A 15,070-nucleotide genomic window follows, 5' to 3' on the forward strand; every position below is an offset into this window, starting at 1 on the left:
TTTTATTCTTTCACTTTCCACCACTCTAAAAACCTATCAATCTTCGGCAAAGTTCGGGGCGTGACAGGCACAAAATTTATGGAATTTTCCCCTTAACCTGCTTTAACGTCGCTACTATTAGAAAGCTAACAATCACTAATAAGAGCCATGAACTCACCTTTCCTAGATGAACGAGACTCCATGCATCGGTTTGGTTTGGATATTTCCACGCTCCAAAAAACGTTGCGATATTTTCGGCTATCCATATAAAAAATCCGATGAGCACAAAGGAAAGTGCGAGCGGCATACGGTAACGAGTTCCATCAACCTCGTATGTGACCCATGATTGCCAAAAGACGATAATAACAAGGCCAGATAACCACCAACGAAAGTCAATCCAATAATGGTGGGTGAAAAAATTCAAATAAATCGCAGCTGCAAGAGGTACAACTACCAAAAACGGCGGCCACTTAATCAGTTCAACCTTAAGCCTCCTCCATGCCTGGCAAAGAAAACTCGCTACACTTGCGTACATGAATCCACTATACAAAGGCACTCCAAAAATTTTGAAATATCCTTCCTCTGGATAAGACCAGGAGCCCATATGTACCTTGAAAAGTTCAAGAGCAAGACCAATAAGATGGAACAATGTGATAACCTTTAGTTCATCCCGTGTTTCAAGCCCAGAACGCACCATCCAACACTGCATCAGAAGGCAGATGATGAGCAGCCAGTCATACCGTGGCAGGTAGGGAAGTGGCATGATTTGTGTAAAAGCCAAAGAGGCAAAAATAATCACAGGAAACAAACATGATAGGGCCTGCTCCCAACCAAAACGAACGAGTTGTTTTATTGCTCTCATGATTTGTACCCTCAAAGGTTTTTTCTGAGAATAATTTTGAATGGTTAAATTCATTAGTAAATCCCCTTTTATGAATTTGATTCATCAGAATTTCAGAAGATTATTTTCATGGTAGCTAAATAGGACTAAATTACTTATTGAGTTCTCTTAAAGAAATAATTTCAATGTCTGAACAATAAAAGTGTAAGGTATCATCTTCGTAGTCTATCACTTCATATTTCTTATTTCCCCAACCTCTATCCCTTATATCGTAAATCTCGATTGACATTTGATGATAGATACCCCCACTTTCAAAATTGATACTCTTAGGGTTGTAGAAGCGAAAGCAGGCAATATATTGTTTTTCTTTATCCTTAATAATAAAATCTATGTCGAGTACACAATTGTCTTCAAAAGACCTATTTTGAAAGTTCAAAAGGAATCCAACAATAAACTCTATATTTTGTAATGAAAAATCTTTTATGTTATCAGTTATAAGGCTAATATTTTTTATCAATTTGAATCACTTCCTTGGTGAATCTTAATTGTTATATAATCGGCAAGCTTAGGCCGCCACGTCTCTACGTGTAAAAAGGAGCCAGGAAATCAGATTGAACACGAGGAAATAGACAGCGAGCACTCCGATGGAAAAGGACAATGTCATTCCCTCTTGGAAAGGACGTCCGGTCAGGTACTGCGTGAGATCGGTGTTGGCGAACAACAGGTACTTGCTCCAATCGAACCGCTGCAGTGCCTCCAGAATAATATTACCCGCAAACAAGGCGCCGATGGAAAACCCGATAGCCATCGCGCTGCTTCGGAAGGCGGACGAGATCATAAAGGCCATGGTTACATACATGACAGTGGATACACCGCCCAGCATATACGTTTTCCACAGATTGAAGACCATATTCCTTTCGACGATTTGCCCTTCCGCAGTCATGCTGATCAACGGTAGATCCATGTATCCAAAGCCGTATAAGATTCCGTTGACCGCGACGGATATGACAAACAGAGTGAGTAACAACAGCATGCTGAACAACAGAAAAGAGATATACTTGGAGACGAGGATCTTGACCCGGTTGGCTGGCCGGATGAGCAGCAGCTTGATGGTGCCGGATGAAAATTCGCCTGCCAGACTGTCTCCCGCAATGATGATGGTGAAAATGGTAATCACGATCATCAGATTGGCTGAACCGTTCACACCATCCCACATCGTGCCGTCCGTCGAGCGAATATTCTGCTCCAAGTGATAGTCGTTGACGGCAATCTGCTGCAGGTAGAACATTCGATCCTCTTCATCCAGCTTGGGCTGCTTCAGAATTTCGCTCCATTGCTGCTTCTCCTGTAACAGTTCTGCCCGCCAGCCTTCGCCTTGCGCCTTTTTTCCATCGGAATGCCATTCAATGATGTTGACAAAAAGCACAAAAGCGGCCATAAGTCCGACCAGGATCCACGTTCGCACCCGTCGGTAAATCTTCATATTTTCATTGAGTACTAGATTAACCAATTTGTCCACCCCCCGTTATTTCCAAGAATCGATCTTCTAGAGACTGGGAAACCATTTGCACGCCATAGATACGAATATGGTTCTGCATCATCCCTGTCAGAATGTCTGGGATGTGTTCCCGCTCGGTGGTGACCTCGATGATCCCCTCCTGAGCGAGCTTGACCTCCTGAACCCCATCCATCTGCCTCATGGTCACCAATGCCTGTTCCGCTGGCTGTGCTTGAATTAGATACGTTTGAGCTTGATCGTTCCCTTGGGTAAACTGCTGAACCGGCATCACATGGACTAGCTTGCCCTGCTGGAGGATGGCGACCCGGTCGCACATGAGCTCCATCTCGGACAACAGATGGCTGGAGACGATAACGGTGATTCCTTCCGTACGGGTCAAATGCCGCAAATAATCGCGCAGTTCGCGAATCCCCGCCGGGTCAAGACCGTTCGTCGGTTCATCGAGAATCAGCAGGGACGGCCGATGCAGCAGTGCCTGGGCGACTCCCAGACGCTGGCGCATGCCGAGCGAGTACTTTTTGACTTTGTCATGGATGCGGTTTTCCAGCTTGACCAGCGACACCACTTCGTCAATCCGTTCCTTGGTTACCCCCGGCACCATGCGGGCGTAGTGAACGAGGTTATGGTACCCGCTCAGATACTTGTACATTTCTGGACTTTCCACGATGGCGCCGACGTGCCGGATCGCTTGCTCGAATTCGGTTTTGATATTTTTCCCCTTAATCAGTATCTGTCCCTTAGTGATCGACATCAGTCCGACGATCATGCGGATTGTGGTTGTTTTACCGGCCCCATTTGGACCAAGGAAGCCGAAAATTTCGCCTTGCGGTACGTCAAATGTAAGATCGTCGATGATGGTGGTCCGGCCAATCCGTTTGGTCACATGACTCAAGCTGATGATAGGTTCGTTGCTCATACATGTCCTCCTTTAATGATGAATTTGGACGTTTCGTCCTTTTGTTCACAATGCCTTATTAATCTTGGATGTCTTCATCACTTCGGTATTCTAAAATATCTCCAGGCTGACATTCTAAAGCCTTACAAATCGCTTCTAAAGTTGAAAGCCTAATTGCTTTTGCCTTTCCATTTTTCAATATAGAAAGGTTAGCCATCGTGATTCCAACCCTTTCCGAGAGTTCTGTTACGCTCATTTTCCTTTTCGCCAGCATCACATCAATATTGATTATCATTGCCATTGTTATCACCTCAAACGATTAAGTCATTTTCCGATTTTATATCAATCGCTTCTTGTAAAAGTCTTTGAAGAACAGCAGCGAATACTGCGATTACTATTGAAGCAAAGATAGGGACCATTCCGATTATGATGAGACCTGGGGCATCGTCTAGATCTGCTACGAGATAAACAAATGGCAAAATTACCACAAACAAACCACTGATTGTCATTGCACAGATTTTAATATTCTTTAGAGCTTTAACAGACAATTCAGAGAAAGCTTGGTTCTTGTCAATATAGCTTAAAAGTTTAAGAGCCTGATACAATGCAACGAAAAACGGGATTACTGATACATACATACCTATTAAAATGGGATATAGGATATGGGCATAATCTGGATTTACTGAATTCTTAGCTAACCAAGGCAACCCAAATATACACAAAGCTAGAACTGGAGTTCCAATAAGAAAAACAGCCATCCTTAAAAATAGTGTTGACCCTCGTTTCATAAAAAGCACCTCACATATTTATTGTCTATTTGAAATTTAACACATTATTTATTGATTTTCAATAAACTTTTATTATTTTTTATAATATTTTTATTGATAAACAAATGTTAATTTTAGACAAAAATAAAAAACATTCCTCATCACAAAGAAATGCTCTATAAATTCACACTATTCACGTACTCCCAGGTTAAAACGTAAAAAGCTAAATTATGTATCTTATGACTATATAAACAACCTCACCCTTTACGGGCTTGTGGGTTGTTTATATGGTCATTTTTATATGATTATTTTACGTTTCTCGTAAGATAGGAAGAGTACAACAACGGAAGGAGCCACCAGATTTAATGATTTCTGTGATATCCACTTCAATAACTTGAAAGCCTCGGTTACGAAGCTGCTTGTTTACCTTTTCGTTGACCGGCAGACTTAATACCCGTTTGTTCCCGATACTCAATACATTTGTACCTAATTGAAATTGTTCTTCTTCCGAAACTTCAATTAATTCATAACGTGAAGCAAAAAGCTCGATGTCTTTTTTCGTTAAGGCATTTGGGTAAATAAGGGCCACATCAGGAGAAACGACATTAAATATACAATCCAGATGCAGGTATTTTGCTTTAAAAGAGATGGGAATGATATTGAATTGATTCAAAAGACGCTGCAATTGCTCAGCAGCTTTTTGGTCCGTCCGATTGCTGAGCCCCACATAAATTGTTTCCCGATCAATCACAACATCTCCGCCCTCAATTCGTTCCTCGGCTAAATTATAATAAGAGATTTCTTCATCCTCCAGCCATTGTTTTAAAACGTTTTCCTCCCCTGCACGAACATCCGTTGCCATATTAGCAACAAAGATTGTTTGCCCTAGAGTAAAACCAATATCCCGGGTAAAGACCTGTTCAGGATATTTTTTATGATAAGGCAATAAAATAACTTCGATGCCATTCTGCTTTAGCGTTTTGACAAATTTACTGTGCTGCTCAAGCGCGCGTTCAATATGGATACCTTCATTCTTAAAATGCTCTTGCGTTTCATTAATTACTTCGCGGATCGTCATATATTGAGGCTGACAAAGGATTACTCGTTTTAATACATCGTATTCACTCATGCAAAAAGTCTTGTTGTTTGTCTTTGGGATTTCTGCCATTTTGCTGCCCTCCTGCGTTCTCTTTTTAATTAGGTTTTCCTAATCTATCGTTAATATTTACAAACAGAGACAATAGGAAATCTCTTTGCATCATAGGGTCTTTAATGAGGGATTTAGCGGAGGATAAAATTACCAAAATGTGCATATTTTTATTTTTTTAAAACATAATAAAAAAACAATGTTGGTACATTAGGAGATTGTTGTAGATGCGTAGTAAGTGGAGAAAGCCTAAAAAAATTCAATCATTATTTCAAAATCAAACATCTACTGACTCTAAAGAAAATAAAGCTCCATCATCAAAACCAGAAGATGTTCTATTAGATGATTTGAATGAAAATATTACTAATCTAAATTCCATTTATGAGAATTGTCCCGATGTTATTTTTCACTCCTTCTTAATAGAAGGAAAAGAGAAAGCAGTGTTAATTTACATTGAAGGCTTAACGGATGTAGAAGGGATTAACGATACTATCCTTTCCCCACTTTTGAAGGAATCTGGAGAGCAAAATTCTGAAAATACTTCCTCTAATCTGAAACAAAAGATTTCTAACTCTAATATTAGTACAGTAGAAACATATACAGATGTGATTGATCAAATTTCATCAGGAAACCCTGTCATTCTTATAGACCAAAAAGGTGAAGGATTTTCTGTCGGTTTAGCAAAATGGGAAAAAAGGGCAATTGAGGAACCATCTGCTGAATCAGTAATACGGGGACCACGCGAAGGATTCATCGAATCCATCGGGGTTAATATTGCTCTCCTTCGACGTAAAATCAAAAGTCCAACGTTAAAAATAAAAAAAACCACAATAGGCAGATTAACCAAAACAAGTGTAGCAGTAGCTTATATTGATGGAGTAGCAGATCAGAATCTCATCACGGAGGTTGAAAATCGCCTAAATCGAATTGATGTCGATGGGATATTGGAAAGCGAGTATATTGAGGAATTTATTGAGGATAATCCGTATTCTCCTTTTCCCCAAGTATTAAATTCGGAACGGGTGGATGTTATTTCATCCTATTTATTGGAAGGACATGTTGCGATTATAACAGATGGCACTCCTTTTGTACTGGTTGCTCCAACCACGTTCTATTCTCTGATGCAAGCTTCAGAAGATTATTATCAACGTCCAATTATAAGTACATTTATCCGCTGGCTTCGTTTTTTATTTATCGTCATTTCGCTTTTGCTCCCTTCTTTATATGTAGCCGTTTTATCGTATCATCATGAAATGGTTCCAACTGCACTTTTAATCAGTATGGCAGCGTCACGTGAACCCATCCCATTTCCCGCCTTAATCGAAGCAATTTCGATGGAGATTATGTTTGAGATTTTAAGAGAAGCTGGAATTCGATTGCCCAAACAGATGGGGGCAGCTGTAAGTATTGTCGGAGCACTAGTGATTGGACAGGCAGCAGTTGAAGCTGGAATTGTTTCTGCCCCTATGGTAATGGTTGTTGCTGTAACAGGAATCGCTTCGTTTGGCATCCCTAGATATAATGCTGGAATGGCTCTTAGATTGCTGCGCTTTCCCATGCTTATCCTAGCAGGAACGTTAGGATTATTGGGAATTATGCTGGGGGTCATTATGATTGTTACCCACTTATGCACATTACGTTCTTTTGGGGTACCGTATTTGTCTCCCATTGCACCGATGAAGGGAAGCGAAATGAAAGATGTATTTTTTAGACTTCCAAGGTGGGCTTATTCTTCCCGCCCTCATTTGACAGGGGATTATAACAAGTACCGTCAAGCTCCTGGTCAAAAACCAGGCCCAACTCATGGGGGTGAATAAATGATTGAAAAAGGGAAAATTTCATCTTTTCAACTGGCCATCATGATGCATCCTACCATCTTGGCTACCGCTCTACTGATCCTTCCTTCGATTACAGCAGCCAAAGCAGAGCGTGATATGTGGATATCCCCTATTTGGGGTTCCTTCTTTGGTTTTTTGGCTGTATGGATTGCTTATGAATTACATAAACACTATCCAAGAGAAACAATTATTGAATATAGTAAACGTATTATTGGAAATATCCCTGGAAAGATCATTGGTTTTTTATATCTATTTTTATACTTACATATAAATGGCATTGTGATAAGAGAATATGGAGAGTTTATCTCGGGTAACTTTTTGTTTCAGACCCCTCAGATGGTCATTTTAGGAAGTATGACACTCGTTTGCGCTTTTGCTGTCCGCGGCGGATTAGAAACGATCGCTAGAGCGGCGCAGCATTTTGTCCCTATTGTGATATTACTCTGGTTGACGCTTGTCCTTTTCCTAATCAAGGATTTGGATCTAACCAATATGCTCCCTATACTGGAAAAAGGTCTCAAGCCTTCCTTTTTAGGAGCAGCCTCTCCAGCATCCTGGTTTAGCGAATATATTCTTATCGCCTTTTTTCTACCTTATTTATCGGATCAGAAAAAAGGATTATTATGGGGAAACCTTTCCGTACTCAGCGTAGTATTTATTATGGTTCTAACCAATTTGGCAGCCCTTTGTATATTTGGTGAAATAACTGCCGATTTAAGTTATCCGGTAATGAATGCAGGAAAATACGTTAGTATAGCGAAATTTTTTCAACACTTGGAATCGATTGTAATGGCACTATGGGTATTAGGAACTTTTATAAAAATTTCTGTATTTTTTTATGCTTTGGCACTAGGCACCGCTCAATGGCTAAAGCTTTCCAATTACAAACCCATTGTATTTCCACTTGGCTTCCTTTTAATTTTATTCGCTCGGTGGTCTGCCCCTAATCTGACAGAATTAAAGAGTTTTCTTGGAACTTCTAGTGTCTTTTACATGCTATCGCTGCAAATAATCCTTCCTGCCCTTTTGTTAATCATTACTCTAGTACGTAAAAGAGTGGAACAAAGGAAGGGATTAAAAGATGAACTCAATAGTTAATCAAACGATTTGTAAAACCTTCGTGATGGTATTGATGTGGCATACACTTTTTTTCCTTACCGGATGTTGGGATCGCCGTGAAGTTAATGATGTGGCGATTGTCCTAAGCACAGGAATTGATTACTATAATGAAAATGAAATTGAGCTTTCCGTAGAAATAGTTATACCAGAGACTATGAGTGCGGCAATAAAGGAAGGTGGAGGAGCTCCAGGTTCACGAACATCCTTTGTTGAATCTGCAACTGGTGAGACAATGGCTGCAGCTAGATCGAAGCTGCAGCAAAAAATTGCTCGCAACTTGTTTTGGGGGCATGGTTCTGCAACCGTAGTTGGAGAAGTACTAGCGGAAAAAGGAATCCGAGAGCATATGGACTTCTTTTCACGATTACCAGAAGCTCGATTAAGAAACAATGTTTTCGTAAGTGAAGGAACGGCTAAGGATCTTATTTCAAGCCTGCCCCATTTAGAAAATAGTTCCTCAGAGACCCTTACTGAATTAGCCCAGTTTCAGATAGGAATGGATATTACGATGAGTGAACTGCTGCAAATGTTTGCAAGTGAAACAGGAGGAGCGGCATTGCCTATGGTTACAAGTATTTCCTCCAAAAAGGATGAAGGAAAAATGAAGGATAAAAGCAATTGATGCTAAGCGGTACCGCCGTGTTTAAAGGAGATAAAATGGTTGGTACCTTAGATGAATCAGTCACAAGGGGATTATTATGGGTAAGAGATGAAATTAAATCTGCGACCATCACGGTTGATGTAGAAGAGGGGGAAGGCAAGGTCACAGGTGAAATGATTCGTTCCTATACGAAGCTGATTCCGCGAATTGAAAATGAAACATGGAAAATAACGATTAATTGCAAAGTAGAGGATGATGTGATTCAAAATGCCAGCACCTTGGACTTAAGAGATCCTAAGAGTATGAGGATGCTTGAAAGGAAATTTGAAGAAAAGATAGAAGAAAGAATACAGGAAGCGGTTGAAGAAGTGCAACAAGAAATGAATGTGGACATCTTTAACTTTCATAGAAGTTTTCAGCGTAAATACACGAAAGAGTGGCAATCAGCTAAAGTAAATTGGGATGAAATTTTTCCAACTGTTGAAATAGAGTATGATATTGATGTTAAAATTCTACGACCAGGCCTTTCTACTGATCCACCTGCAGTACCGAAAAGTGAGGTGGAAGATATATGAAATGGGCGATTGTTTTTGCGTTTACAATCGTTTTAGCTCTCATGTTTTTATACGAATGGCCAAAAATAAAGTCAAAGGAAAAAAAGAGAAAATTGTTTTTGTATGCCTGCTGGCAATGGGGTGGATTCTTAGTTTCATTCTTCTCTTTTACCCGGATACGCCCGGACCTTCCGATTTGGTAGATAGAATCTACAAGCCATTAGGGAAATTAATTGAATAATCAAGTTGTAGAACACTTCACAACAAAAGGAGAAGAGAAATTGTCCGATGATGACTACTCTTCTCCTTTTTTAGTTCCCTTTGTTATTTAAAATGTTGAATTATTTTTATTATTATTTGTTATAAGGGGATGATTAATGCCCTAATCAAATACACTCCAATATGCTATAGGAGATAGAAAGCATCCAAACCACGTTTGTCACGAATCGACAGCTGTTCGACTAAATTCCATATAGGCTATACTATTCAAACGTTTGGTTAAAACAGTTATAAGTACTGAATTATAAACACCCTCCCTGCCAAGCAAGAATGATAATTGTCGAGAACCGGAAATAAATTCCGCAGGAAATAACCCAACTTTCCACAAAATCAGATAGGTTTCTATTAAACTTACATAATTCTTTTATTTGCCCGTCCATTCCCTACTACACAAACGTTTAATTAATAGTGGCCTCAGCACACACCACTCCCGACTTTATCCCTTTAAAAGTATAAAAAGAATGTCGAGGGCTGTCTTCAACCATGACTCTTTTAAAAAGGAACCTTGTTTAGCTACTGAACCAGGGTCAGTGCCCAAACCCATTATTGTAACTAGTTGTTTATTTTCCTCTAGTAACTTAGTTTGGGGAAATAATCTAGAATGTTATTAAAATTAAGGAATAAAAGCAAGGATGATTCATTGGATGCTTTATACTGATCTGTCTGTCGGGGATAAATAGGACTATGTGAGGTAGTGCCAATGTACCGGAACTCAGCATATTTGCATTGATATTTTCCTAATAATATCCTACTATGGAAATAAGATTTCAATATAAGGAGTATGAAAAATATGAAAAAGTTGTTTACTATTTTACTATCTTTGGGATTAGTTGTGGGGTTATCCTTCAGTTTGACTGATTCTGCGGAAGCACAGGTAAAGATTAAAACTTACCAAAACTGTACTGCTTTGAATAAGGATTTCAAAGGTGGAGTGGCAAGAGCATCTAATGTTAAAAACAAGGGTGGGAAAACTAAGTACAAGCCATATGTTTCAAAAGCGCTGTATGACGCTAATAAAAAAAGTGACCGGGATAAAGATTTTATTGCATGTGAGCGATAATAGGTATACATATCAAAAGGAGGGCTGATCAGTCCTCCTTTATTTTTGGTTGTTTTCTGAGAGATTGTGGCTCTCTTCGTTGGAGAATATGTTACTCGTTACCGCCAAACCGTAATGATGGCTTAAAGGCCGACCGAAAGTTGTGCTGTTTTGTAGAGCCAAATCAATTGCCTCACGCTTCCGTGTTCGAATTCGATCCCTTTCTCTTCTTCCGCCATCCTCAAGTTGTACCGTAAGTACCACCTTACTGTGAAAAGAGTAATTTCAAGTTCGTAATGCTTCCACTGAGACTAAAAGTATTCAAGATTTAGAGATTACTTGCAATTGTCTTCAAGTTTTTGCACCAGAACCCAAAGAACTAACTGGTATTAAAAAAATCTTTTTTTTAAATTTTCATTTTTTTGTGAGTTTTTGTAGTTTTTAGTAGTTCTTATTATAAATTAAAATTATCCTTTTTTAGAACAAAACGAAAGCGCTTACTAAGATTTATCCCGAATTAACGGGCAGTAAGATCCCACTGATGGAAGTTTCACTTTTATTTTTACCAATCACACGTTATATGGAGGAATTTCTAATGAAGAAACTAATTACAAAGAAAAAAGTTGCTATCACCACACTAGCATTAATGTCGACCGGGATTATCACCATCTCTTCAAGTTACACTGGTGCATCGCATCCTGTTGAAGCTAAACAGATTACAACATCTAATACAGCCAATCCTGTTGAGAAAAAATTACCTAACATTAAAATTCTGGCAACGGGTGGCACCATCGCAGGAACTGGTTCTACTTCTACCCAAACAACCGGCTATCAGGCTGGCGTCCTAACCCCAAATCAACTAATAGAAGCAGTTCCTACGATAAAGGATATTGCTAACATTTCCACTGAGCAGGTATCACGCATTGATTCTGGTACGTCTAACACTAATGCCATAATGGTCAAACTGGCGAAGGAGGTCCAAAAGGAATTGGATGATCCAAAGTGTGACGGTGTTGTCATCACCCACGGTACCGACACAATGGAGGAAACGGCTTACTTTCTCAACCTGACTGTTCATTCTGATAAACCGATCGTCGTGGTTGGTTCAATGCGCCCCTCTACGTCAATCTCTGCTGACGGTCCGTTGAACCTGTACAACGCTGTAGCACTTGCTGGTTCCAAAGAAGCTCGCGGCAAGGGCGTCCTGATCACCATGAATGACAAGATTGGAAGCGCTCGCGACACATTTAAAACTAATACCACCGACGTTGATGCCTTCAATAATCCGGAGCTCGGCTCCCTCGGCTATATACAAGGCGGTAATCCCTATTTCTATAACCTGCCAATTAAAAAGCACACCACTGAGTCCGAGTTTGACATTCGCAAGATCACTGAAGACAATCTGCATCGTGTTGATATTGTTTATTCACATGCCAATGATGACCGTGTAATAGTTGACGCTACGGTTGCTGCCGGTGCGAAGGGAATTATCCACGCTGGTACAGGTAACGGTTCTATCCATGAAAAAACGCTTCCGGGTCTGCAGGATGCTGTGAAGAATGGTGTTGTCGTTGTTCGTGACACCCGTGTACCAGTAGGCATGGTTACTCACGAACAAATTGACGTAGACAACCACTTCGTCAATTCTGGCAACATTAACCCTCAAAAAGCTCGTATCCTGTTGATGTTGGCACTCACCAAAACCGAAGACTCTAACAAGATCCAAGAGTATTTCAACGAATACTAAGGCTTGATTCAGCATAGCTAAGTTACTGTCTACCTGTAGGGGATAATACCACTCTTTCGGTCTTTTTCTTTTGAAAAAAATAACAACTCATGAGACTTAATTCTATTGTGTCCCATTAGAAAAAATGGTTTGAATCATAGATCCACAACAGATTGACCTGATTTTGCTAGTGTGAGAGTATTAATAATGGTTTTTTAATGAGACTTAACACATAATCCGACGCTATAACTTTTTAAAAATATATGTATATAAATCTGAAAAACTGGCAAATATGATAATGTATTCCCCCTTTTGTAAAAACAGCATCTGCTCATTGGCAGATGCTAATTTTTTTGACGTGTTTCTTCCTATTATTTAGACTTATTCTTGTGCTACTTCTTCATACTCCCTGACAAGTTTATAAAAGGTCGTCTTTTTTAGCCTTACTTCCTGCATGGCCCTCACTGCTGTTATCTTTCCTGCTTTCCATCGATGATACATTTCTTTAAACTCTTCTGTTACCTGAGCCTTGGATCGGCCAAAAGCTACACGCCGCCCGATAGCCCCACAAAGGTTGGCTATACCTTTACAGACTGGGACCAAAATTTGATTGATATAAGATATGTGTAACGGTAACAGCAAATTACACGATAAATTTATACACGGTTTCCTTCTTGGATGTGGGGCACACTTACTCTTCCCAAACCAATGAGTATGGATCTGCGATTAACGATCCGGGGCATCCAAGCAAATCTGGTTATACGTTTTTGGGCTGGTATGCAGATTCAAGCTATCGAACAAAAATCAAGTTTCCGATCACAATTCAGTCCAACATGAAAGCCTGTGCCCAATATATTAAAAATCCTAGTACTCCTACAGCTGTAAAAGCTATTTCAGCCGGATACGATACCGTAAAAATCACTTGGACCCCTGTCACAGGAGCAAAAGGATATGATATCTATCGTTCCACTTCCCTTTCTGGAATGTATAGCAGAATAGCTACCGTGTCAGGCACCACAGTGAGTTATCTCAACAAAAGTCTAACAACCAATGGAACCTATTATTATAAAATAATCGCCTTCCAACAGTTGATGGAACGACCAAGGTTTACAGCCCTTACTCAAGTGTGGTTACTGGAAAACCTTTATTGCCAACCGTTACAGCTGTGAAATCCTCTTCCAGAGGTTATAACAAAGTATCGGTAAGCTGGCTCCCAGTCAGCGGGGCAAATGGATATGAAGTTTATCGATCCACAGCTTTTGCAGGTACTTATACTAAACTACCAACCATATCTGGAACGAGCTATACAAACAGCTCCTTAATCACAGGAAGAACGTACTATTATAAAATAAGAGCCTACCGATCTGTTAATGGCACAAAGGTATATGGTTCGTTTTCAAGTACCACAAGTATAAAACCGGTTCTTTCTTCACCATTTGCACATAAAGCAACAAGAGTCAGCAGCACTTCAGTTAAGCTTTCTTGGAGCAAAGAAACCGAGGCAAGCGGCAATGAACTGTTTCGTGCGACAACCAAGACAGGAACTTACACTAAGATTGCTACCCTTACATCTGGGTCACAGGTAAGCTATACAAATACGAGACTAACAAAGGGAAGAACTATTACTACAAAGTTCGGGCCTACCGTATAGTCAGCGGTAAGAAAATCTACAGCTCCTATACAACTGTTATCTCGTTTAGACCTTAATATTACAAGAATCGCTTAGTTAAAAATTGGACTATAACCTGAATAAGGGGCAAGGGACACTAATTAAAAAGTGCCCTTGCCCCTTATTGCATTATCAAAAAGTGACGAAAAATGCAATGATTCCCATATTTTTCTCAAAGGAACCAAATTGGATGAGGGAGCGGGCATAAATTTGAGAAACCACCTTTCCTCTACTATTAAGTAGAGGAAAGGTGGTTTCTTGTCTTTATCTTTCATTTTCAACAATCTAAAAACCTAGCAATCTTCGACAAATTCCGGGACGTGACAGGCACCTGGATTCTTTCTACATATTTTCCGACTCTTATTACATATATTCAGGCACTTACTACATATTTTCCAAAACTTATGACATTTGCTGGATAATAATTGGAAACCCTCTCAAACTTCAGATTAATATAACACAATTATGGGTTCTTACTTTGCAGCTTCGGAGATTCATGGGCTGATAAGATGCTAGTTTCGCTGATAAAAGTGGGATTTTCGCTGAAAAATTGTCCAGTTCGCTGATATCCTTCAATAATTCGCTGATAAGCTGCTCATTGTGCTAATTTTCCCCCTCCAGGCTCCCTCCTCCGCCTAAAAGTTAGCTTTATTTGCGCAAATTTGGCTTTTATTTGCGGATTCACTGCTTTTATTTGCGGATCGTCTACGAAATCTCGAAAACTCTATTAAAATGCCCTGGGAGACGCTATCCTCTCCAGGGCATTTTTCAATTTATTTATCTTCTCTCTTCTCCCTACCCTGTCCATTTTACCGACTTTTTTCTATATAGAAGGTGAAAGGTGGTGAGAGACAATGGCACTAGCGTTATTAGAAGTAACGAAGCTTCGCATCGTATTTGAAGCGGGCATGGATGACGAGGGAAATCCCATCCTCAAAGCGAAAACGTTTAGCAATGTCACCAAGGCAGCTACTGCGGATCAATTATCGCAAGCTGCACTAGCAGTTGCTGTTCTATGCAATGACACGCTAAACAAAGTGGAGCGGAATGATAGCATCGCAATTCTAGGTTAATAGTCTAACAAAATAATAAAGTGA

The 15,070-nt window shown here is 39.9% G+C and carries 17 protein-coding genes; 10 read left to right on the forward strand and 7 right to left on the reverse strand.

Annotated elements, in window-relative coordinates:
- Positions 1 to 76: 76 nt before the first annotated feature.
- The 7 genes from J7E77_RS05860 to J7E77_RS05890 all read right to left on the reverse strand — a co-directional run bounded on the left by J7E77_RS05860 (position 77) and on the right by J7E77_RS05890 (position 5,169).
- Positions 77 to 841, reverse strand: coding sequence for a DUF817 domain-containing protein (locus J7E77_RS05860; RefSeq protein ID WP_214713098.1), 765 nt, complete (start codon positions 839 to 841; stop codon positions 77 to 79).
- Between the two features lie 130 nt (positions 842 to 971).
- Positions 972 to 1,337: a hypothetical protein gene (locus J7E77_RS05865; RefSeq protein ID WP_214713070.1), complete on the reverse strand. Its 366-nt coding sequence runs from the start codon at positions 1,335 to 1,337 to the stop codon at positions 972 to 974.
- 48 nt (positions 1,338 to 1,385) lie between these two features.
- A complete protein-coding gene (locus J7E77_RS05870) occupies positions 1,386 to 2,330 on the reverse strand; it encodes an ABC transporter permease (protein ID WP_214713071.1) in 945 nt (314 codons plus the stop codon).
- A complete protein-coding gene (locus J7E77_RS05875) occupies positions 2,323 to 3,255 on the reverse strand; it encodes an ABC transporter ATP-binding protein (protein ID WP_214713072.1) in 933 nt (310 codons plus the stop codon). The genes J7E77_RS05870 and J7E77_RS05875 overlap by 8 nt, the downstream gene beginning before the upstream one ends.
- Before the next feature lie 58 nt (positions 3,256 to 3,313).
- A complete protein-coding gene (locus tag J7E77_RS05880) occupies positions 3,314 to 3,535 on the reverse strand; it encodes a helix-turn-helix domain-containing protein (RefSeq protein WP_088089997.1) in 222 nt (73 codons plus the stop codon).
- A gap of 10 nt (positions 3,536 to 3,545) precedes the next feature.
- Complete coding sequence (locus tag J7E77_RS05885; RefSeq protein ID WP_214713073.1) at positions 3,546 to 4,022, reverse strand: DUF2975 domain-containing protein; 477 nt, start codon at positions 4,020 to 4,022, stop codon at positions 3,546 to 3,548.
- A 289-nt stretch (positions 4,023 to 4,311) separates the two neighbouring features.
- Positions 4,312 to 5,169 (reverse strand): dimethylarginine dimethylaminohydrolase family protein, encoded by an 858-nt coding sequence (locus tag J7E77_RS05890; RefSeq protein ID WP_214713074.1) that lies wholly within the window; start codon positions 5,167 to 5,169, stop codon positions 4,312 to 4,314.
- Between the two features lie 206 nt (positions 5,170 to 5,375).
- Between J7E77_RS05890 and J7E77_RS05895 the strand changes: the two genes are divergently transcribed.
- The 10 genes from J7E77_RS05895 (at position 5,376) to J7E77_RS05940 (ending at position 15,046) form a co-directional block, all read left to right on the forward strand.
- Complete coding sequence (locus J7E77_RS05895) at positions 5,376 to 6,965, forward strand: spore germination protein (protein ID WP_214713075.1); 1,590 nt, start codon at positions 5,376 to 5,378, stop codon at positions 6,963 to 6,965.
- On the forward strand, positions 6,966 to 8,084 hold the full coding sequence (locus J7E77_RS05900; protein WP_214713076.1) for a GerAB/ArcD/ProY family transporter: 1,119 nt from the start codon (positions 6,966 to 6,968) through the stop codon (positions 8,082 to 8,084).
- Entirely contained in the window at positions 8,068 to 8,727 is a 660-nt protein-coding gene (locus J7E77_RS05905; protein ID WP_214713077.1) for a Ger(x)C family spore germination protein, read from the forward strand. Before J7E77_RS05900 ends, J7E77_RS05905 begins: the two co-directional genes overlap by 17 nt.
- Positions 8,727 to 9,281: a Ger(x)C family spore germination C-terminal domain-containing protein gene (locus J7E77_RS05910; protein ID WP_251028002.1), complete on the forward strand. Its 555-nt coding sequence runs from the start codon at positions 8,727 to 8,729 to the stop codon at positions 9,279 to 9,281. Before J7E77_RS05905 ends, J7E77_RS05910 begins: the two co-directional genes overlap by 1 nt.
- Complete coding sequence (locus J7E77_RS05915; RefSeq protein WP_251027998.1) at positions 9,278 to 9,463, forward strand: hypothetical protein; 186 nt, start codon at positions 9,278 to 9,280, stop codon at positions 9,461 to 9,463. Before J7E77_RS05910 ends, J7E77_RS05915 begins: the two co-directional genes overlap by 4 nt.
- 866 nt (positions 9,464 to 10,329) lie before the next feature.
- The gene (locus tag J7E77_RS05920; protein WP_168241120.1) at positions 10,330 to 10,599 is read left to right on the forward strand and encodes an excalibur calcium-binding domain-containing protein; all 270 of its coding nucleotides are present in this window, start codon (positions 10,330 to 10,332) and stop codon (positions 10,597 to 10,599) included.
- A gap of 574 nt (positions 10,600 to 11,173) precedes the next feature.
- Positions 11,174 to 12,325, forward strand: a complete 1,152-nt coding sequence (locus tag J7E77_RS05925; RefSeq protein WP_214713079.1) for an asparaginase — start codon at positions 11,174 to 11,176, stop codon at positions 12,323 to 12,325.
- A 629-nt stretch (positions 12,326 to 12,954) separates the two neighbouring features.
- Entirely contained in the window at positions 12,955 to 13,473 is a 519-nt protein-coding gene (locus J7E77_RS05930) for an InlB B-repeat-containing protein (RefSeq protein ID WP_308160429.1), read from the forward strand.
- Complete coding sequence (locus J7E77_RS05935) at positions 13,452 to 13,955, forward strand: fibronectin type III domain-containing protein (RefSeq protein ID WP_214713081.1); 504 nt, start codon at positions 13,452 to 13,454, stop codon at positions 13,953 to 13,955. The genes J7E77_RS05930 and J7E77_RS05935 overlap by 22 nt, the downstream gene beginning before the upstream one ends.
- Before the next feature lie 872 nt (positions 13,956 to 14,827).
- The gene (locus tag J7E77_RS05940; RefSeq protein ID WP_214713082.1) at positions 14,828 to 15,046 is read left to right on the forward strand and encodes a DUF1659 domain-containing protein; all 219 of its coding nucleotides are present in this window, start codon (positions 14,828 to 14,830) and stop codon (positions 15,044 to 15,046) included.
- The last annotated feature ends 24 nt before the right edge of the window (positions 15,047 to 15,070 follow it).

Source organism: Bacillus sp. ISL-77, assembly GCF_018613105.1.